This is a genomic window from Streptomyces sp. DSM 15324 (assembly GCF_001514285.1).
In the GTDB taxonomy this organism is placed as follows: Bacteria; Actinomycetota; Actinomycetes; order Streptomycetales; family Streptomycetaceae; genus Streptomyces.
The window spans coordinates 733,728-753,563 of the sequence record NZ_KQ949024.1 but is presented as its reverse complement, the minus strand read 5'-3'; the positions used below and the strand labels follow the sequence as shown (position 1 = coordinate 753,563).

The 19,836-nt window shown below is 70.5% G+C and carries 16 protein-coding genes and 4 pseudogenes; 11 read left to right on the top strand and 9 right to left on the bottom strand.

What is annotated here, in order from left to right:
- Window positions 1-111: 111 nt before the first annotated feature.
- The 8 genes and pseudogenes from AQJ58_RS09440 to AQJ58_RS09410 all read left to right on the top strand — a co-directional run bounded on the left by AQJ58_RS09440 (window position 112) and on the right by AQJ58_RS09410 (window position 7,830).
- Window positions 112-1,287, top strand: a complete 1,176-nt coding sequence (locus tag AQJ58_RS09440; RefSeq protein WP_067247271.1) for an FAD-dependent oxidoreductase — start codon at window positions 112-114, stop codon at window positions 1,285-1,287.
- Entirely contained in the window at window positions 1,284-2,324 is a 1,041-nt protein-coding gene (locus tag AQJ58_RS09435) for an amidohydrolase family protein (protein WP_067247268.1), read from the top strand. The genes AQJ58_RS09440 and AQJ58_RS09435 overlap by 4 nt, the downstream gene beginning before the upstream one ends.
- An 11-nt stretch (window positions 2,325-2,335) precedes the next feature.
- On the top strand, window positions 2,336-3,274 hold the full coding sequence (locus tag AQJ58_RS09430; RefSeq protein WP_067247265.1) for a VOC family protein: 939 nt from the start codon (window positions 2,336-2,338) through the stop codon (window positions 3,272-3,274).
- Between the two features lie 114 nt (window positions 3,275-3,388).
- The gene (locus tag AQJ58_RS09425) at window positions 3,389-4,360 is read left to right on the top strand and encodes a fumarylacetoacetate hydrolase family protein (RefSeq protein ID WP_067247263.1); all 972 of its coding nucleotides are present in this window, start codon (window positions 3,389-3,391) and stop codon (window positions 4,358-4,360) included.
- A pseudogene (locus tag AQJ58_RS42385) lies at window positions 4,357-4,547 on the top strand (hypothetical protein); the annotation flags it as partial. The gene AQJ58_RS09425 and the pseudogene AQJ58_RS42385, both read left to right, overlap by 4 nt.
- Before the next feature lie 120 nt (window positions 4,548-4,667).
- Window positions 4,668-5,450 carry a CoA transferase subunit A gene (locus tag AQJ58_RS09420; RefSeq protein ID WP_067247260.1) on the top strand — a complete coding sequence of 261 codons (783 nt, stop codon included), beginning with the start codon at window positions 4,668-4,670 and terminating at the stop codon, window positions 5,448-5,450.
- Window positions 5,451-5,470: 20 nt separating this feature from the next.
- Window positions 5,471-6,106: a CoA transferase subunit B gene (locus tag AQJ58_RS09415; RefSeq protein ID WP_067247790.1), complete on the top strand. Its 636-nt coding sequence runs from the start codon at window positions 5,471-5,473 to the stop codon at window positions 6,104-6,106.
- Between the two features lie 551 nt (window positions 6,107-6,657).
- A complete protein-coding gene (locus tag AQJ58_RS09410) occupies window positions 6,658-7,830 on the top strand; it encodes an MFS transporter (protein WP_234360000.1) in 1,173 nt (390 codons plus the stop codon).
- A gap of 350 nt (window positions 7,831-8,180) precedes the next feature.
- Here AQJ58_RS09410 and AQJ58_RS09405 read toward each other — a convergent pair whose 3' ends face one another.
- Genes AQJ58_RS09405 through AQJ58_RS09395 form a run of 3 tightly spaced genes read right to left on the bottom strand, consistent with a single transcriptional unit; the run spans window position 8,181 to window position 11,547 of the window.
- Window positions 8,181-9,710, bottom strand: coding sequence for an acyl-CoA synthetase (locus AQJ58_RS09405; protein ID WP_067247256.1), 1,530 nt, complete (start codon window positions 9,708-9,710; stop codon window positions 8,181-8,183).
- A gap of 26 nt (window positions 9,711-9,736) precedes the next feature.
- A complete protein-coding gene (locus tag AQJ58_RS09400) occupies window positions 9,737-10,309 on the bottom strand; it encodes a flavin reductase family protein (protein ID WP_067247254.1) in 573 nt (190 codons plus the stop codon).
- Window positions 10,306-11,547: an acyl-CoA dehydrogenase family protein gene (locus AQJ58_RS09395; RefSeq protein WP_159056225.1), complete on the bottom strand. Its 1,242-nt coding sequence runs from the start codon at window positions 11,545-11,547 to the stop codon at window positions 10,306-10,308. The genes AQJ58_RS09400 and AQJ58_RS09395 overlap by 4 nt, the downstream gene beginning before the upstream one ends.
- Before the next feature lie 228 nt (window positions 11,548-11,775).
- On the opposite strand from AQJ58_RS09395, the gene AQJ58_RS09390 reads away from it, so the two are divergent.
- Window positions 11,776-12,678 carry a LysR family transcriptional regulator gene (locus AQJ58_RS09390; RefSeq protein WP_067247248.1) on the top strand — a complete coding sequence of 301 codons (903 nt, stop codon included), beginning with the start codon at window positions 11,776-11,778 and terminating at the stop codon, window positions 12,676-12,678.
- Between the two features lie 6 nt (window positions 12,679-12,684).
- Here the strand turns inward: AQJ58_RS09390 and AQJ58_RS09385 are convergent.
- The 6 genes and pseudogenes from AQJ58_RS09385 to AQJ58_RS09360 all read right to left on the bottom strand — a co-directional run bounded on the left by AQJ58_RS09385 (window position 12,685) and on the right by AQJ58_RS09360 (window position 17,729).
- Window positions 12,685-13,719, bottom strand: a pseudogene (locus AQJ58_RS09385) (maleylacetate reductase).
- A gap of 38 nt (window positions 13,720-13,757) precedes the next feature.
- On the bottom strand, window positions 13,758-14,636 hold the full coding sequence (locus tag AQJ58_RS09380; RefSeq protein ID WP_067247245.1) for an intradiol ring-cleavage dioxygenase: 879 nt from the start codon (window positions 14,634-14,636) through the stop codon (window positions 13,758-13,760).
- A gap of 21 nt (window positions 14,637-14,657) precedes the next feature.
- Window positions 14,658-14,822: pseudogene (locus tag AQJ58_RS09375) on the bottom strand (2,4-dichlorophenol 6-monooxygenase); the annotation flags it as partial.
- Between the two features lie 98 nt (window positions 14,823-14,920).
- Complete coding sequence (locus AQJ58_RS09370; RefSeq protein ID WP_067247241.1) at window positions 14,921-16,018, bottom strand: alpha/beta hydrolase; 1,098 nt, start codon at window positions 16,016-16,018, stop codon at window positions 14,921-14,923.
- A 355-nt stretch (window positions 16,019-16,373) separates the two neighbouring features.
- Window positions 16,374-16,688 (bottom strand): annotated as a pseudogene (locus tag AQJ58_RS45620) (Xaa-Pro dipeptidyl-peptidase); the annotation flags it as partial.
- A 105-nt stretch (window positions 16,689-16,793) separates the two neighbouring features.
- A complete protein-coding gene (locus AQJ58_RS09360; RefSeq protein ID WP_159056224.1) occupies window positions 16,794-17,729 on the bottom strand; it encodes a hypothetical protein in 936 nt (311 codons plus the stop codon).
- A gap of 86 nt (window positions 17,730-17,815) precedes the next feature.
- On the opposite strand from AQJ58_RS09360, the gene AQJ58_RS09355 reads away from it, so the two are divergent.
- Window positions 17,816-18,487, top strand: a complete 672-nt coding sequence (locus tag AQJ58_RS09355; RefSeq protein WP_067247233.1) for a response regulator transcription factor — start codon at window positions 17,816-17,818, stop codon at window positions 18,485-18,487.
- Window positions 18,484-19,767: a sensor histidine kinase gene (locus AQJ58_RS09350; protein ID WP_079078795.1), complete on the top strand. Its 1,284-nt coding sequence runs from the start codon at window positions 18,484-18,486 to the stop codon at window positions 19,765-19,767. Before AQJ58_RS09355 ends, AQJ58_RS09350 begins: the two co-directional genes overlap by 4 nt.
- The last annotated feature ends 69 nt before the right edge of the window (window positions 19,768-19,836 follow it).

The window sequence follows — 19,836 nt, the reverse complement described above, 5'->3', positions numbered from 1 at the left end:
CACCCGCTTCGCCGGGTGACCGTCCCCACCTCTGGCCCGCACTCGCAGCGGGCGAGCCGCAGCCCCCGCCGCCCGACGTCGTGCGGCCCAACCCCGGGAGGAATCCCCGACATGGCTGACAGCCGCACTCTCTCCCAGCCTCCGGCCGGAGGCACACCCACCGTCCTGGTCATCGGCGGGGGCGCCTCAGGCAACGCCGTCACCATCCTGCTGCGCCGCGCCGGCATCGCCGTCGACCTGATCGAGGCCAAGCCGGACTGGAACGCCACCACCGGCTCCGGCATCACCCTCCAGGGCAACGCCCTGCGGGTCCTGCGCGAGCTGGGCGTGTGGGAACAGGTGAAAGCCTCCGGATACGCCTTCGGCTCGCTGGGCGTGACCACCCCCGACGGCACCGTCCTGTTCGTTGCCGAGGACATCCAGACCGGCGGCGAGGACCTGCCCGCCACCCTCGGCATGCAGCGCCCCCAGCTGCAGCGGATTCTCATCGACACGGTCCGCGCCTCCGGCGCCGGCGTTCGCCTCGGCACCACCGCCGAAGCGCTGGAGCAGGACGCCGACGGCGTGTCGGTGCGCTTCAGCGACGGCAGCGAGGGCCGCTACGACCTGGTGATCGGCGCCGACGGAGTCAACTCCGCCACCCGCGCCGCGATCGGCATCACGGACAAACCCGAGCCGACCGGCATGGCCATCTGGCGCATCGCCGCCCCGCGGCCCGAGAGCGTGACGCGCACCGACCTCGCCTACGGCGGCCCCGCCTACATCGCCGGCTACTGCCCCACCAGCGAGAACACCATCTACGCGTACGTCGTCGAAGGGTGCCGCGACCGCGCCTCCATCGATCCGGCCACCTACGCCGACGAGATGCGCCGCCTGGCGACGAGCTACGGCGGGGTCTGGCCGGAGATCACCGAGCACATCACCGACCCGAAGAAGGTCAACTACACCTGGTTCGACCGCCTGCTGGTCGAGGACTCCTGGCACCGGGGCCGGGTCGTGCTCATCGGCGACGCCGCCCACTGCTGCCCGCCCACCATGGCCCAGGGCGCGGCCATGTCCCTGGAGGACGCCCTCGTCCTCGCCGAGCTGCTCAGCGGGGCCGTGGCCGACGGCCGGGACTGGAACGACGGGCTGCTCCAGGCCTACCACGACCGCCGCATTCCCCGGGTGCGCACCGTCGTCGAGGCGTCCCTGCAGATCGGCCAGTGGCAGCTGGACGGTGTGCGCGACGCCGACATGGCCGGGCTGGTCGGCCGCACCATGAACCTCCTCAAGGAGCGCCCGTGACCACCACCACATCCTCCGCGCCGACCATCGACGTCCACGCGCACGTCCTGCTCCCGGAGATCGAGGAGGCCGTCGCCGGTCATCCCGGTCTCGCCGAGGCCCGCGCCCTCGACGCGCGCCGCAACGGCCCGGCGGCCCTGGCGGTGAACGGTCCGATGGTCGGCGCGCGTGTGCCGAAGCTGACGGACGCCGCGGTGCGCCTGACGGCCATGGACGCGCAGGGCGTCGACATCCAGCTGGTCAGCCCCTCGCCGTCCCACTATCACTACTGGGCCGAGCCCCAACTGGCCGAGAAGGTCTGCCGACTGGCCAACGAGGGCACCGCCGCACACTGTGCGCAGGCTCCCGACCGCCTGCACGGCCTGGGCCTGGTCCCGCTCCAGCACCCCGACCTCGCGGTCGGCCTGCTCGACCACGCCCTGGATCAAGGGCTGAGGGGCGTGGAGATCTCCTCGCACGCTCCCTCCTCGCCCGCCATCGGGCAGGAGGGGCCCGGCCGCGAACTGTCGGACCCGGCGTACGAAGCCTTCTGGTCCCGTGCGGAGGAGACGGGCGCCCTGGTCTTCCTGCACCCGTTCGGCTGCTCCCTGGACGAGCGGCTGGACCAGTGGTACCTGTCCAACACCGTCGGCCAGCCCACCGAGAACGCTGTCGCCCTCTCCCACCTGATCTTCTCCGGTGTCCTGGACCGCCACCCGGGCCTGAAGCTGATCGCGGCGCACGGCGGCGGCTACCTGCCCACCCACATCGGCCGCTCCGACCACGCCTGGCGGGCCCGTCCCGACGCCCGGGGCTGTGAGCGGGAACCGAGCAGCTATCTGAAGCAGCTGTACTTCGACTCCCTCGCCCACGACCCTCAGGTGCTGCGGGAGCTGCTGCGAGCGGTCGGCCCGGAACGCGTCCTGCTCGGCTCCGACTTCCCCTTCGACATGGGCACCGACGACCCGCTCGGCGCGCTGCGCGCCGCGGACCTGCCCGACCCCGACTTCCACTCCGTCCGCGGCGGAAACGCCGCCGCTCTGCTCAACCTCGTCTGAGGAGCCCCCCCATGAACAACCGCCTGCTCACCCACCTGCGCCACGTCGACCTCGCCGTGCCGGACTACGACAGGCAACTCGACTTCTACGCCGGAGTCTGGGGCCTGACCAAGGTCGCCGAGGACTCCGGCATCTCCTTCCTGGCCGCCGAGGGCAGCCCGGAGCAGTACGTCGTCCGGCTGCGCAAGGCCGAGGAGAAGCGTCTCGACCTCGTGTCCTACGGTGCCGCGAGCCCGGCCGACGTGGACACGCTCGCCGAGCAACTCCTCGCCGGGGGCGTCCAGCTGATCCACCAGCCGGGCAAGGTGGACACACCCGGCGGCGGTTATGGCTTCCGCTTCTTCGACGTCGACGGGCGCACCATCGAGGTCTCGGCCGACGTCGAGGTGCGGCAGCACCGCAAGATCGAGGAGAAGGAGTCGATCCCGGTCAAGCTGTCGCACGTGGTCCTCAACTCGCCGGATCTGGACAAGACCAAGGCGTGGTACGAGCAGCACCTCGGCTTCCGGCTGTCCGACACGCTCGGCCATCCGCATATCGGCGACGTCATGCACTTCATGCGGATCAGCAACCAGCACCACTCCATGGCCATCGCCAAGGGCCCGCACGCCTCGCTGCACCACATCTCCTTCGAGATGCGCGGAATCGACGAGTACATGCGAGGCTCCGGCCGTGTCATCCGTTCCGGCGCCCGCAAGATCTGGGGGCCGGGCCGGCACATGGCGGGCGACAACACCTTCACCTACTTCCTCGACCCGCACGGCAACACGGTGGAGTACACGACGGAGTTGGAGCTGCTGGACGAGGACACCTGGCACCCGCACGTCTACGACTTCTCCCAGCCCGAGGTCACCGACCAGTGGGGCACCGCCAACCCCATGAACGAACTGGTGACGAAGGAGTCCTTCAACGACGTCGACCGCGGCGTCTTCGTCGCTCCGCCGGTCTGATCGGCGGAGCCTTCAGTCCCCGGGGGCGCGGTTGCCCTGTCAACTGCCCTGACTCCCATGCCGCGCCCCCGGCCTTCGTGCCACCCCTCACGCCGACAGCCGACAGGAACTGCCATGCGTTTCGCCGCGTACGAGTACCGCAACCGACGCCACGTGGCCGTCGTCGCAGAGGACGGCACGCTCCACCCTCTGCCCGGCGTCAGCTCGCTGACCGGCCTGCTCGCCGAGGGCGGCGGCCTGCCCGAACTGCTCGACGCGGGCTCCGCGACCCTCGACGTCCCGGCCGGCCCCCACATCTCTGACGTACGACTGCTGGTGCCGCTCCAGCCGCCCACCGTGCGGGACTTCGTCACCTTCGAGGAACACGTCGAGGGCGTACGGCGGTCCGTGGACGGGGCTTCCGGAGTACCGGAGCGGTGGTACGCGGCCCCGACGTTCTACTTCGGCAACCCCTACGCGATGTACGGGCCGCACGACGACATCCCCATGCCGCCGGGGTCGAGCGTGCTCGACTTCGAGCTGGAGGTCGCCGCCGTGATCGGAAAGGAGGGCCGCGACCTCACGCCCGAGCAGGCCCGCGACCACATCGTCGGCTACACCGTCTTCAACGACTGGTCGGCCCGCGACCTGCAGTCCGCCGAGATGAAGGTCGGCCTCGGCCCCTGCAAGGGCAAGGACACCGCCACCACGCTGGGTCCTTACCTGGTCACCGCCGACGAGTTGGGGAAGTACCGCGACGCGGACGGCTTCCTGCGCCTGGCGCTCACCGCCGAGATCAACGGCGAGGTCGTGGGCAGGGATCTGCTGTCCAACATGAGCTGGACCTTCGAGGAGATGGCCGCCTACGCCTCACGCGGCACCGTCGTCCGCCCCGGCGACGTCCTCGGTTCCGGGACCTGCGGAAACGGCGGCTGCCTCGCCGAGCTGTGGGGTGTACGGGGTGAGCAGTCCCCGCCTCCCCTGAAGCCCGGCGACACGGTCACCCTCACCGTCGAGGGCATCGGCTCCGTCTCCAACACCGTGGTGGCCGGCCCGGACCCCGTGACCGTTCCCGTCGCCCGACGCCGCACGAGGCAACGGCCGTGACCGATCTCCATCCCTGGGGGCACCTCCCGGCCGCAGGCCGGGGGAGGCTCCTCGACCGGGTCGTCGTGGTCACGGGCGCGGCCGGTGGCCAGGGCGCCGCGGAGGCCGAGGCGCTGACCCGCGAGGGCGCCGGGTGATCGCCACCGACGTCTCGGAGTCACCCGGCTGCCGCCGTCTCGACGTCACGCATCGGTCGACGGCGGACTCACCGCGCACGGCGGCGCCAAGCCGATCTCTGACGTCCCGCGCGCGGACGCCTGAACCGGCGACCACGCAGGACAGCCACGACAGAAAGGCCCTCTCTCTCATGGACAAGCTCCGCGCGAGCGCCGCCGAGGCGGTCCTCGACATCCCCGACGGCGCGTCGCTGGCCGTCGGCGGCTTCGGCCTCAGCGGCATCCCCGGCGTGCTCATCCAGGCACTCCACGCCCAGGGCACCACCGGCCTGGAGGTCGTGTCCAACAACTGCGGTGTGGACGGGCGCGGACTGGGAGTCCTGCTGGCCGACAGGCGGATCGCCCGAGTCACGGGCAGTTACGTGGGCGAGAACAAGGAGTTCGCCCGTCAGTACCTGTCCGGCGAACTGGAGGTGGAGCTGGTGCCGCAGGGCACGCTGGCCGAACGGCTGCGCGCCGGGGGAGCGGGCATCCCCGCCTTCTACACCCCGGCAGGGGTGGGCACCCAGGTGGCCAGGGGAGGGCTGCCCTGGCGTTACCGGCCCGACGGCACGGTCGCGGTGGCCTCCCCGCCCAAGGAGACCCGCGACTTCGCGGGCCGCACGTACGTCCTGGAGCACGGCATCACCACCGACTTCGCCCTCGTACGGGCCTGGCGCGGCGACCGCCACGGGAACCTGGTCTTCCGTAAGTCCGCCGCCAACTTCAACCCGCTGGCCGCGATGGCGGGCAGCATCACCGTCGCCGAGGTGGAGGAGCTCGTCGAGCCGGGCGCGCTGAGTCCGGACGAAATCCACCTGCCGGGAATCTTCGTCCAGCGGATCGTCGTCCTCACCCCGACCGAGGCCGCCGACAAGCAGATCGAGCACCTTTCCCTTTCCGCGTCTTCGACACGAGGGGCCGTACGCGCATGAGCACCACCTTCGGAACGCAGCTGGGCTGGACCCGGGAGCAGATGGCCGCCCGCGCCGCCGCCGAACTCACCGACGGCTCCTACGTCAACCTCGGTATCGGCCTGCCGACCCTCATCCCCGGCCACCTGCCCCCGGACGTCCATGTGGTCCTGCACTCCGAGAACGGCATCCTGGGCACAGGCCCGTACCCGACCGAGGCCGAGGTCGACCCCGACCTGATCAACGCGGGCAAGGAGACCGTCACGGTGCTGCCCGGGGCCTCCTTCTTCGACTCGGCCCTGTCCTTCGGCATGATCCGGGGCGGCCACATCGACACTGCCGTGCTCGGCGCGATGCAGGTCTCCGCCGCAGGCGACCTGGCCAACTGGATGATCCCGGGCAAGATGGTCAAGGGCATGGGCGGCGCGATGGACCTCGTCCACGGCGCGCGCCGCGTCATCGTCCTGATGGAACACACCGCCAAGGACGGCAGCCCCAAGATCCTCACCGAATGCACCCTGCCGCTCACCGGCGAACGGTGCGTCCACCGCATCATCACCGACCTCGGCGTCCTCGACGTCACACCCGGGGGCCTCGCTCTCGTGGAATGCGCGCCGGATGTCACCGCCGAGTACATCGCCGCCCGCACGCATGCACCTCTCATCCGGAAGCCGTGAACCATGGACGCGTCGGGCGGGCAGGGACCACGATTACTGCCCGCCCGGGGGAGTGGTTCGACTTCGCTTCGTACGGCGCGGTGTCCTCGACCCGTCTTCGCCGGCGTGGGGGGACCGGCTCGGCCTCTGCTGATCCTGCTGCCCCGCGTACAGGGCTTCAGCGCTGTACGGGGCCGTGGCGAACATGGGCTCGTCGGTTGGGCAGGTCCTTATCGCGGTGACCCTGCTCGCGCTGCGCGGAAGCATCGCCGGGCTGCCGGGGAAGGGAGTCGGGGCCTGCGGGGCAGGCGTCGGGAAATTCACGAGGTGGATGTCCGTCATAGGTGAGCCAAATGAGTCAAAGGGTAGGCGTGACATGCATTTTGCCCCATAGTCATGCACGCCCTGATACCACTTTTCTTGGCACGGCCACGGCGGTACCCCACTGGGCGCCTTGGTGAGCGCCTTCGTGGAGACCTCGCATGCCTGGATTCGCTCCGCCGCCCGTACCCGCCGACGATCTCGTGGCGCAAAGCACCGCGCCCGTGCCTGAGGCCGGGAGCCGTGTGCCCGTGACGCTCCTGATGCTCGGCAGCTGTCTGACGGTCCTCGGCTCGGTGCTGCTTGCGCCGATGCTGACGAAGCTGCAGGAGAGGTTCGGTACGGTACCCGACGCGGACGCGCTGGTCCCGATGATCCTCACGGTTCCCGCGCTCACGCTCGCCCTGTTCGCTCCCCTCGCGGGTGTCATGATCGACCGCTTCGGGCGCAAACGCCTGTTGGTGGTCGCGACGCTTCTGTACGCGCTGTTCGGCACCGCCCCCCTGTGGCTGGACTCGCTTCATGCCGTTGTGGCCGGCCGAGCCCTGCTCGGTGTCACGGAGGCATTCATCATGACCGCCTGCACGACGATGATCGGCGATCACTACCAGGGCCGAGCGCGCGACCAGTACCTGGCCCTGCAGACCGTGTGTGCCACCGTCTCGGCCACCGTCTTCATCATCCTCGGCGGCGCCATGGGTGCCTCGGACTGGCATGGCCCGTTCCGGCTCTACGCCGTCGGGCTGCTCCTTGCCCCCGCGATGGCTGCGTTCCTGCCCAAGTCCGGGTCGAGGGCCGTCAGATCGAATCGTGCCGTGGAGGAGGCGCTCGACGTCGCGCGGCGGCCGGCCTCGTCCCTCCGGCTGGCGGGCGTCTGCGTGCTCTCGGTTTTCGGTGGCATCGTGTTCTACACCGTCCCGGTGGAAACGGCGTATCTGATGAATGGCCTGGGCATAGAGTCAAGCGGCCTCATCGGCATGGTCACGGCGATCGCAAGCGCGGGTACCGTCTGCGGGAGTGTCATCTTCGCCTCCATGATCGGCAGGTCGGAGCGCAGGCTGCCCGCGATCTTCGCCTTGTGCGGGGCGGGGTTTGTGATGATCGGCTTGGCCCACAACGTGGCGGTCCTGATCTTCGGCACGTTCCTCAACTGCATCGGCACCGGTTTCTTGTTGCCCTCACTGCTCACCTGGGCGACGTCGAAGCTGGAGTACGCCAACCGCGGCCGCGTCACCGGCCTGTGGATCGCGTCGTTCTTCCTCGGCCAGTTCCTCTGCCCGTTCACCCTGATGGCCATGGAGTCCGCCACCGGTCTCCGCACCACCGCCGTGAGCAGCCTCGGCTTCGCCTCGGCGGTCGTGGCGATCGGACTGCTGCCTCTCCTGCGACGGACGCAGACTTCACAGGAGACCGCTCGGGCGTGACTCGACAGCCGGCTTGGGGGCCGGCAGTCGGGGAGGCTCCACGACCCGGCGAGTGCCGGGGCTGGTGCGGGAAACCGGGGCGGGACGGGCCGACAGCTGTGACGCTCTGGCGCCCGCACGCAGGGTGGGCGAGCCGAGAAAGCGCCTCTGACCTGGCATTGTTTGCGATGTACTCAGGTCGGCATCTTTCCGATGACGCACCATGTCGAGTGCGTGGAGATCCTTCGGTCTGGGCTTGGGGGCGCGGGGAGTTTCGGGGCTGCGCTGGTCTCGAACGGCCTCCGCACCCCTTTCGCGACCGTGAGGTCGAGTGGATCAGCCGGCACCGGGCGTTTGCGGGTCGCCTGACCTCATGCCTCCTCGGCGCCGCGGGTCGCCATTGAGCCGTACTGGCTGCGCAGGCGGGCCCTGAGGATCTTGCCGGTGGCGTTGCGGGGCAGGGCGTCGACGAGGACGACCGACTTGGGGAGCTTGTACTTGGCGAGTCGGCCGGACAGGGAGTCCATGATGTCGTCGGGCGACACGTCGGCGCCCGCGCGGGGCACGACCAGCGCTCTGCCGACCTCGCCCCATCGTTCGTCGGGTACGCCGATCACCGCGCATTCGGCGACCGCGGGATGCTGGTAGAGGAGTTGCTCGACCTCGGCCGGATAGACGTTCTCCCCGCCGGAGATGTACATGTCCTTGATCCTGTCGACGATCGTGACGAATCCCTCCTCGTCGACAGTGGCCGCGTCTCCGGAGCGGAACCAATTTCCGTCCACGAAGGCGTCCTTGGTCGCTTCGGGCCACTCCCAGTAGCCCTTCATCACGTTGAGGCCCTCGATGATCACCTCGCCGACCTCGCCCGGTGCGACATCGGTGAGGTCGGGCCGCACCACGCGTACGTCGGTGAAGAAGCAGGGCGTGCCGGCTGAGCCGGCCTTGCGGATGCTGTCCCGCGCGCGCAGGCCCAGCGCGGCGGGAGCGGTCTCGGTCAGGCCGTACGCCTGGAGGAAGGTCAGGCCACGGTCCTGGTATGTGTGGATGAGGGCCTTGGGTACGGGTGCCGCCGCGCACATCAGGATCCGGATCGACGACAGGTCGGCCGTCGCCCACCGCGACGACCGGGCCATGGCCTGGTACATCGCGGGCACGCCGAACATCCTCGTCACCCGGTGCTCGGCGATGACGTCGAGCACCCGTTCCGGGTCGAAAGCGTGCATCAGCACCGACGTCCCTCCTTTGAGGAAGCCCGGCAGGAAGACGGTGTTGAGGGCGGCGGTGTGGAACATCGGTGCCACCACCAGAGCGACGTCGTCGGAGGCGATGTCCACATCCAGCAGCATGTTGAAGCAGTTCCAGGCGATGTTGGCGTGGGTGAGCATGACCCCCTTGGGACGGCCGCTGGTGCCGGAGGTGTACTGGATCATGCATACCTCATCGAGGCCCACAGTCTCGTCCAGGGGGTTGTCCGGCGCGCTCGCGAGGAGCTCCTCGTACGCCTTCCCCACCTCGACGTAGTGCTTCACCTCGACGTCGTCCCTGAACGCGTCGACGATGTCGGTGAGTTCGGCCCCGAACACCAGCACCGGCGCCCCCGCGTCCCCCAGGATGAAGGCCAGCTCAGGTGCCGCGAGGCGGGTGTTGAGCGGTACGAAGACGGCGCCCAGCGCGTTCGCGGCGAACAGGGTCTCCACCAGGGCCGGATGGTTCGCGCCCAGGTAGGCCACCCGGTCGCCGTGTCCGACCCCCAGGGCACGCAGGGCGTGAGCGAGCCGCGTCACGCGGGCGGCCAGCTCTCCGTAGGACAGGGATCCACCGTCGTGCACGACGGCGGTGGCCTCCGGCGCCATGCGGGCGCGCCGCGCGGGCCACGAGCCGAGCCCTTGATTGCGCATGGTGCGTCTCTCTTCTCTCAGATCTCTCAGAGCCAGTCGGGCCACGTGTAGTCGGCCGATTCGTCGTGGTCCCGGCGTGGCGGCAGCGGTGCGAGCCGCCCCCGGGAGAAGACCAGCGGCGAGACGCCGGTCTTCTCCACCGCGAGGTCCCGCACGCGGCCGAGGACGAAGTAGTGGTCGCCGAGGGTCCACACGTCGGCGATGTCGCAGTCGATCCAGGCGGCGACGCCCGCCAGGACGGGGCTGCCCGAGGCCGCGCCGCGCCACGGGTGGCGGTCGAAGACGTCGGGTGCCTTGGCGCTGATGTCCCGGCAGAGGCCCTCCTGGCCGGCGGCCAGCACGTTCACGCAGAAGGCGCCGCCGGCCATGATCCTGGGCCAGGTCGTGGAGGAGCGGCCGGGGAGGAACGCGACGAGCGGAGGGTCCAGGGACACCGAGACAAACGAGCCGATCACCATGCCGACCGGGGTGCCGTCGGGTTCCTTCGCGGTGACGACCGTGACACCCGTCGGGTAGTGGCCGAGCACGTGCCGGAACCGGCCGGGGTCGTCCGCCGGGCCGCCGCCGGGCGCCGTCGCGGCGGACGTCGTCCGGTTCACGCCGGGTTCTCCACGCCGAGCAGAGAACGGGCGTACGCCGTGGCCCACGAGCCGTGCTGCGCGTTGATGTGGGTCTTGTACGTGGCGACGTCGCGCAGGTACCGCTGCATGCGCTGGCCGTTCGCCAGCGCACTGGAGCCACTGGCCGAGGCCAGCATCTCGACGGCCTGGCAGGCGAGTTGGCCGGACTGCCGGGCCGTGAGGGAGAGAGCCTGGTCGTCCAGTTCGGAGAAGGGCTCGTCCCCTGCCAGGCCCCGGGCGGCGTACGCGGTGTAGTCGTCGGCGACCGACAGGATGATCCGCTGCGCGCTGTCGGCCAGGGCCGTGGCCAGGCCGAGGTTGCGCTGGTGTTCCGGATCGTGGCTGCGCGGCTTGAAGGGCGGCAGCTGACTGTTCTTGGTGGTGATGATCCGCCGGTACTCGTCGACCGCGGCCCAGGCGGTGCCCGCCACGATCGAACACAGCTGGATGTTGAAGAACGGCATCAGCCGGCCCGCGTACATCGGGTTGCCGTGCAGTTCCACACCCGGCCCGTCGGTGGCGTCGGCCGCCCCGAGATGGGTCCTGGACACGTACTCATACGGTACGAGGACGTCCTCGGCCACGACGCTGTTGGAGCCGCTGCCGCGGAAGCCCAGGATCTCGCCCCAGTTGTCGAGCATCCGCCAGCCGGAGGGCACGAGCACCATGCCCGGCGTGGGCATGCCGCCCTCTTCGTCGATGACGAGCACGCCACCCAGGAAGTGGGTGGAGACGTTGACTCCGGAGGAGTAGTCCCAGCGGCCGTTGACCAGGTACCCGTCGGGGGTCCTCGTCGCGGTGGCGCTCGGGGCGATCGGCAGCGGGGCACGGAAGTCACCGTCCGGCCCGAACACCTCGCGCTGGGTGCTCTCGGGGAAGCGGCCGGCCACCACCAGGCTGTGGGAGGCGGCCAGACACAGGTTCCAGCCGCTGGACGGGCAGCCGCGGGCCACCTCGGTGACCATCCGGGAGTAGGTCCGCAGGTCGAACTCGTAGCCGCCGAAGCGGCGTGGCTGGAGGGACCGGTAGAAACCCGCCTCCAGGAACGCCTTGTGCGTGTCCTCGGAGATTCCGGTCCGCTGTTCGGTCTCGTCCTGATGATCACGTAGCCAGGCCCTCATGCCGGCGGCCCGGCGCACCAGTTCCTCCGGTGTCAGGTCCGGCTCCGGCTGCCGAATCTCGATGATTTTCTCGGCTGCCTCGGTTGTCTCGGACAATTCGCACCCCATCCGCTGCTGTTCTGGGTCGGCCTGAAGGGAGTGTTGGCGGCGCGGCGAAGGGCCGTCCAATGCCGGTAACCGTGGCCTTGATGAGTGCCGTGCATCACAGCAGGTCGGAGCGGGTGACGGGAATGCCGCACATTTCGGCCTGGTGACGTGCGGGGAAGCGCGCTGTAACCTGGCGCGGACCACAGCGCCGTGGACCTAGCCTTTCTGGAGGGCTGAGTGGAACTCCGGAGCCTGCGCCATTTCTCGGCGCTCGCCGAGACCTTGAATTACCGGGTCGCCGCCGAGCGTCTGCACCTCACCCAGCCCGCGCTGACGCGATCGATCGCCGCCCTCGAGCGTGAGCTGGGCGTCCAGCTGTTCGACCGCGACAAACGGCATGTGGCGCTCACCGCCGACGGCGCGGAACTGCTCGAACGGGCGGGCGAGGTGCTGGCCGACGCCGAGCGGCTCTCCGCCACCGCGGGCGCCATCCGGGCCAGGCGACGGGACGAGGTGCGGGTCGCGTGCTACGGCGTGGCTCTGGCCGAACTCACTCATCCGGTCATCGAGGCGTTCTGCGAGCGGTATCCCAGCGTCACGATCCGGGTACACGAAGCGGACTTCCACCAGGGTCTCGCCCCGCTGCTGGCCGGCGAGTACGACGTGGCGCTGGTGCCCCTGAACGTCGACCTGCCGGGCCTGACACGCGTACCGATCTTCACCGAGCCCCTTTCCCTCGCGCTGTGGAAGGGGCATCCGCTGGCCCTGGCAGCCGCGGTGGACGTGACCGAGGTCTTCGATCAGCCCTGGGTCACCCCCGAGCCGGGTCTCGACTTCTGGGTGGGCGGACGAACGGGGGACGACGAGGCCCCGACGGTCGGCTCCCACGCCCGCTCGGCCCTGGACGTGTCCTTGAAGATCGCCTACCAGCACATGGTGGGACTGATGCCGCTGTCGGCCACCCGGATGTTCCCGCACCCGGGAGTGGAGAACGTCGCTCCGAAGGAGCCCCTCGGCCTGGTGGCCGCCGTCGCCTATCCGGAGGCCGGTCACTCGCTCGCAGCCCCGGCGTTCGCCGAGGTCGCACGCCGGGTGGCCCGACGTGCGAGCGGCGTTCCGTACGCCGAACTCGCCCGGTAGAAGCGGTCAGCCGCCGTACGGCGGCTCGCCCGCCCAGGCCGCGTGCAGGACGGCGCGCAGATCGTCGGCGGAGGCCGGGCGGGGATTCGCGTACGGCGCCCCGAGAGCGACGTCGACCGCACGGTCCACGCCGGCGGCGGTCGGGCCCAGGTCGGCGAGCGATCGCGGGATGCCCAGCTGCTCGCCCGGCTCGTGCAGCTCCCGTACCGGATCCGGGACATCGAGCGCCCGGCGCAGCGCCGCCGGTGCCTCGGGAACCGCCGGCGCGTTGCAGACCGGCACATGGGGCAGGACGACGGCGTGTGTCTCGGCGTGCGGCAGGTCGAAGGTGCCGCCGAGCACATGGCAGAGCTTGTGGTGCAGCCCCGTGCTGGTAGCGCCGAGACAGGCACCGCACAGCCACGCCCCGTACAGCGCGCGGCTGCGCGCGTCATGCCCCGAGGGGTCGGCGACGATCTCGGGAAGGGCCGCGGCCGGCGCCCGCACACCCTCCTCCGGCATGAGGGAGACGATCGGAGTGCAGTCCGGGGCGTACAGGGCCGGACTGCGTGCGCGATCGCGTTCATGCCGCTGGTCGCACCCCACGGGCGGCATGGTGAGCGTGAGCAGCGGGTCGTACACGACGCTGCGCGGCACCACCTTCGGGTCGCGCCCGGTGCGTTTGACCGCGCCCTCGGTCAGGCCCCAGACGGGTGTCATCCCCGATCCGGCGTACGTCGTCGGGACGGCGACGATCGGCAGACCGGTCCTGAGCGCGACGGCCTTGGCCAGGCCGGTCACGGAACCGCCGCCGACCGCCACGCAGCCGTCGGCCCGGGCTTCGCGAGCCGCTTCGACGGCCAGGTCGGCGACCTCCACCGGGACGTGCGTCACCGCCCCCGCGTGCAGGTCGGCGCAGGCGTCGCCGAGAGACGCGGCGACGGCACGGGCCGTGTCCAGGCCATGGTCGTCGCACAGCACGAGGACGCGGCACAGGGCGAGAAGCGCGACCGCGTCGGGCACCGCGTCCGGGACGGCACCCGACCGGAAGAGGACGCGCATCGGCTGGGCCTGACAGGTGAAGTCCAGCGCGCGTTCCCTCACACGATCACCGGTTGCAGCACGATGTCGAAGCGCGCCCGGCGGAAGGGGTTGGCCAGGCCCAACTCCGCGGCCTCCTCGAGGGAGTCCACCTCGACGAACTCCTCGACCAGGCTCTCCCTCACGGCGAAGACGGCGTCCGACTCCAGATAGTCGCTGCCCGCCACGAAGATGTGCGTCGTCACCGGGCTGTACCCCTCGGCGCCCACGATGAAGTGGACATGGGCCGGACGGTAGGGGTGACGGCCGGTCGCCTCCAGCAGCGAGCCGACCGGCCCGTCCGTCGGAATGGGATACGGGCTCGGAACGCACGAGCGGAACCAGAACCGCCCCTCCGCGTCCGCCGTGAACAGCCCGCGGCCATTGCCCGGCGGCTGCTTCTTTGGCTGCTGGACGTCGTAGAAGCCCTGGTCGTCGGCCTGCCACACGTCCAGCGTCGCACCGGGCAGCGGGGTGCCGTCGACGGAGACGACCCGTCCGCTGATCACACACGGCTCGCCGCCGCCGACCAGATCGATGTTCGCCCCGAGGTCACGGACCGGGGACTCGGTCATGTGGAACGGGCCGAGCACCGTCGAGTCGGTCGCGGCGGCCGCCTTGTGGTCGTTGATCGTCTCGACGAGCATCGACACACCCAGGACGTCCGACAGCAGGATGAACTCCTGCCGGGTGTCGTCGCACATGTGCCCGGTGGCGGTGAGGAAGTCGATCGCCCGCTCCCACTCGGCCTGGGTCGGCTCGATGTCCCGTACGAAATCGTGCAGGTGACGGGTCAGGGAGACCAGCACCTCGCGCAGTCGGGGATCGGAGGTGTGGGCGAAACTTTCCAGCACCGCCGTCGTCGTCGCGGTCTTCGCGGTCTTCGTGGTGAGGTCCATGGCCGCTCAGCCCCGCGCGAAGAAGGCCACGTGGTTGTCCGGCCGCACCAGCAGCGCGCCCGGGTCGCCGATCTCCCGCAGCCGGGCCCAGTCCCCGTACGGGTCCTCGTACTCCTGGCCGGGGCCGATGACCGCCGTGGCGATCGCCAGGCCGAACTCCTTGCCGCCGATGCCGGTGATCTCGGTGCCGAACCGCAGTCGGCTTCCGCGTGCTACGGCCCCTTTCACGAGCACCGGCTCCATGAGGTGCTGTGGCTCGACAGCCGGCACGGTCGTCATGGTTGTCATCGGGGCGTTTCTTCCGCTGCCGCCAGTCGCTTGTTCAGCCAGGTCATCAGTGCCTCGGCCACGTCGTCGGAGTTCTTCTCACCCATGGGCAGGTGACCGTTGCCCGTGAGCCCCAGGTCCGCCAGGCGCAGCAACTCGGCGTCCGCACCGGCCTGGGCGAGGTAGTCGGCGACACCGTGCTGGAACGGCGCGAACGGCGAGGTGTCGGCCGCGACCACGGCGATCGGGAAGCCCCGCAGCCCTGGCAGGGACCGCACGGGGCCGGCCTGTTCGTCCTGGACGAGGCAGTCCTGCAGCCCGTGGCCCCTGGCCTCGCGCAGCCGGAGGCGCAGTTCCTCCGGGGTCCGTACCGGCGGCTCGTAGGTGATCGGGGCCGCGGTGAGCCCCCACTCCAGCTTTCCGAGGCCGGGCAGTTCGGTGAACGGCGGCCCGATCGGCTCGATGGAGACAAGGGCCTTCACCAGCCCGGGCCGGGCATCGGCGACCAGCCAGCCGAACGGCGCCCCCATGGAGTGGGTGATCAGCACGGCCGGTCCGATCCGGTCCAGCAACTCGGCCCCGCAGCGACGCATCTGCTCCTCGTTCTCGGCGAAAGTGGGCAGCGTCGGGCCCTGGCTCGCCATCAACTGGTCCAGCGCGGAGTCGTCGCCGACCTCGCCGCTGCCGGGCCACTGACTGCCGGGTCGTGCCGCCCCGTCGCAGAACAGCCAGCGGATGAACTCGTACGTCGGCGCCGCGCCCTCGATGGGCCCGAGGACATCGGGGTGGTACGGGGAGCGTCCGTGACCCGGACGGTCGACCACGTAGACGGCGTAACCGGCCTGGAGGAACCGGGTGGCCCAGCCGGGGCGCCCGTCCGGCGTCGACAGGTAGTCCGTGCCCTGGCCGCCGCCGCCGTGGACCATCACCACGGGCAGCGGATGCCGCAGATCGGCCGGGATCTGGTACTGGACGTACATCGCGGCCTCGGCGGCGGTCCCGGCCTCGGTCGGCTTGCGCCCGACACCGACCCAGAACGCGCCTTGCTCGCTGATCGTCAACGGCGAGGCGGCACGGGCCGGCTCGGCGGTTCCGGGTGCTGGGGAGTTGGTCATCGGCGAACCTCCGTCACGGCATCTGCGCCCATGCCCAGCACTATTGGTGACCGGCTCCTGCGCGGTCCAATGCCGGTTGGGGACGCCGTGATGCATGGCGCTCATCAGCGTCCCCGAGGGCGGCTGCCTCACCGGGAAGGTGCGCGTGGCGGCCTTCCGTGACGCGTCCCGGCGCCCGGGCCGGTCAGTTGCCCGGTGCGCGCTGGGCGGGGTGCGGTGCCCGCACGCCGTCCAGGACCGTGGCCTCGGACGCCGTGGACGTACCGCCCGAGGTGGCGCGGGCGAACGCGGCGGCGCCGCCGAGGAGCGGCAGGTGAACCGACGTACGGGCGAGGTCCAGGGTGAGCGTCGGGGTGTACGGGCTGGCGTCCATGATGACGGGCACCTTGCGGCCCACCCGGGCGGGTTCGCGGGGGCGGACGATGTCGGCGGCGACCCTGTCCTTCCTCCGGTCGCCGTCGCCGTCGAGGCCGGTGTCCACCCAGACGGACTCACGGACGGCCCGGGTGTAGGAGTAGACCGGCCGGCTCTCCTTCGGGGCGGGGGCGGCGTGGGCCGCCGCCGGGGTGAGGAGGGCTGCCAGCAGGGCGGCGGCGGTCGCGACCGCGTACGTAGCCGGTGCCGCGTGCCGCGGAGGGGGCGTTCGGTGCGAGATGGCTGTCCGAGTCATGCGGCCAAGGCCGCCGGTCCGGGCGCCGTGACGCGTCTGCCGAGCTTCCGGACCGCCCCCCTCCGAACGGCGGAGGACGCCGAGCCGATCGGCCGAGCCATGTGGTCAGCAGGTTGCGCCGCCGCCGCTGACGAGGCGGAGGTCGACGGACGGGCCGGCCGACGGTGTTCCGTGGAGAATCGTCTCCCAGGTCCGGCCGAGGGGATCCCCGCCGAGCAGGGTCGCGATGCTCGGGTAGTACGCGGCGCCCATGTTGCTCATGCCGCTTGACCACTGGAGGACGAGTTCGTCGTTGAACGGCGCATGCATGGAGGCGACCCGCTGGATGGCGATGTCGGCGGTGAATCCCGCGACGAGAGGATTTGCCCGGGTGCGGTTGAGCGGGGCGAAGCAGGGGCCCTTGGCGCTCCGGACGGCCCTGGTGGCGTTGGTGATCTTTCCGGTCAGTGCCCCGCGGACCGGTGACGTGGCGAATTCGATACGGACGGGGAGAGTGGCGGCGGAGGCGTAGTCGCCCTGTCGGGTGCGGACACCGATGGTGCCCTCCATGGCCCGCCCGGCGAAGGCGGCACGGAGGACGGCGTTCTCCTCGATGTCCGCGACCGGTTCGATCCTGGTGACGGTGCCCCGGGAGACCACCGCGAGGTAGATCGTGTTCGCGTAGGCGGTGCGGCTCTTGTCGGCCATACCGCGACCCGCTGCTGCCGCCTCCAACTGCTTGGTGACGGCGGCGGAGAGCGGCAGATCGCCGCCGCGGGTGTGGAACTTCGATCCGTCGCGCTTGATGGCTCCGTAGCGCTGTGTGCGGGACGGGTCGCCGGGCAGTCGGATCGGCTTCTTTCCCGCGAACAGTTCCGTACAGTGCACGATGCCGTTTCGCTGCGTGGAGGCCGCGCAGATACCGGAGAGGGCCTGCGGCGAGGCCTTGTGCCCGTCCGGGTCCGTGGCGGCCACGCTGGTCCCGCATCCGGCGAGCACGAGGGCAGCGAGAGCACCGGCCGCCGCTTGACGCCTGACACGGGAGTTTGGGGTCGTGTTCATGGCGGCCAGCTTTCCGTGCCGCACCTGAAACCTTCCTGAGGGGCGTCTTCAGGATTTCTTCAGGTCGCATGGCGGAAACTGAGCGGATGCGCCTGCTTCTGGTCGAGGATGAACAACGACTCGCCGACGTCATCAAGTCCGGACTGGTGGACAAGGGTTTCGCCGTGGACGTGGTCGGTGACGGCAGTGAGGCTGTCTGGATGGCCGGTGAGCACCGGTACGACGCGATCGTGCTGGACGTGATGCTGCCAGGCCTCAACGGCTTCGCCGTGTGCCGGAAGCTGCGCGAAGCCGGTAACTGGACACCGATCATGATGCTGACCGCGATGGACGGTGAACTCGACGAGGTCCAGTCGTTGGACAGCGGCGCGGACGACTACCTGGCCAAACCGTTCTCCTTCGCGGTGCTGCTGGCGCGGCTGCGGGCGCTCGTCCGCCGCGGGGCGCAGGAACGGCCCGCCGTCATCGAGGTGGGGGATCTACAGGTGGACCCGGCGGCGGCGTGCGCCCGGCGCGGCGGCGTACACATAGCGCTGACTCCCAAGGAGTTCGCGGTGCTGCATCTGCTGTGCCGCAGGGCCGGCCAGGTGGTGACCAAGGCGGAACTGCTCCAGCACGCCTGGGACTTCGCCTTCGAGGGCGATCCCAACATCGTCGAGGTCTACATCAGTGCCCTGCGCCGCAAGATCGACGCGCCGTTCGGAGTCCGCACCCTGACGACCGTCCGGGGCAGCGGCTATCTCCTGGAACTTCCGTGAACCGGCTGTCGGTGCGGACGCGGGTGACGCTGGCCGCGTCCGTCATGGTCGCCACGGTGCTGACCGCGGCCTCCCTCGTGCTGATCCTCACGTTGCGCGACAGTCTGCAGGGCGACGTCGCGGACGAGGCCACCCGGAAGGTCAGGGCCAGTGCCGCGGCACTCCACGAGGAACCGCCCGTCCTCGCGGCTCCACCCGGCGAGGAGGGCAGCGCAGAGCCGACACCGGACAAGAGCGGGAACGGCGCCGCCCCGGGCGAGGAGAAGGTGGTCCTGGCCGGGGGCTACGCGACCGCCACCACGGTGGTGCACACCACCGACGGCCCGGTGACGGTGAAGGCCCGGGTCTCGCTGGCCCCCGTGCAAAACGCCCTCGGCGTGCTCGAGCAGTTGCTCCTGGTGGGGGTCCCGGCGTTGGTGGTGCTGATGGCCGTGATGACATGGCAGTTGATGGGCCGGGTGCTCGCCCCCGTGGAATCGATCAGGTCCACCTTCGCCGACATCACCGCCAAGAACCTCCACCGTCGTGTGCCCGAGCCCGTGACCCGCGACGAGGTGGCACGCCTGGCCCGGACCATGAACGTCACCCTGGGCCAGCTGGAGTCCGCGGTCGAGCGGCACAAGCAGTTCGTCGCCGACGCCGCCCACGAACTGCGCAACCCCGTCGCCACGCTGAGCGCCCGGCTCGAACTCGGGATGCCACAGGCACCCGACCTCGTCACCGAAGCACTCACCGACGTGGCCCGCATCAAAAAGCTGACCGGTGATCTGCTGCTCCTCGCCCGGCTCGACGGCGGCGAACCACTGATCGGCACCGAGGTCGATCTGGCACAGGTCGCGGCCGAGGCCGCCGCACGCCCGGCCCCCGTGAGGATCGCGCTGGAGCTGGAGTCCGACGTCGTGGTGACCGGCTCCCGCTCGCACCTGGAACGCATGGTCGCCAACCTCGTCGCCAACGCGGTCCGCCACGCCGCCTGCCAGGTCACCATCCGCGTCACGGCCGACGGGCTCGACGTCATCGACGACGGCCCGGGCATCCCGGCCGCCTCCCGTGAACGGGTGTTCCAGCGCTTCCACCGCCTGGACGAGGCCCGGGCCCGTGACGCGGGCGGATCGGGGCTCGGCCTGGCCATCGCCCGCGACATCGCCACCGCCCACGGAGGAACCCTCACGGTCCAGGACACACCGCGCGGTGCGCACCTGTCGTTCCGCATCACCGCACCGGACGGACCGAACAGCCCGACAGGCCGGCCGGCCCGCGGACCAAAAGATCCGGTCTGACCGGGCCGGTGCGACGCCTGCCCGCCGAGTGACCCGCCGAGGCTGATCGGCTCGGCCTCCTCTGCCATT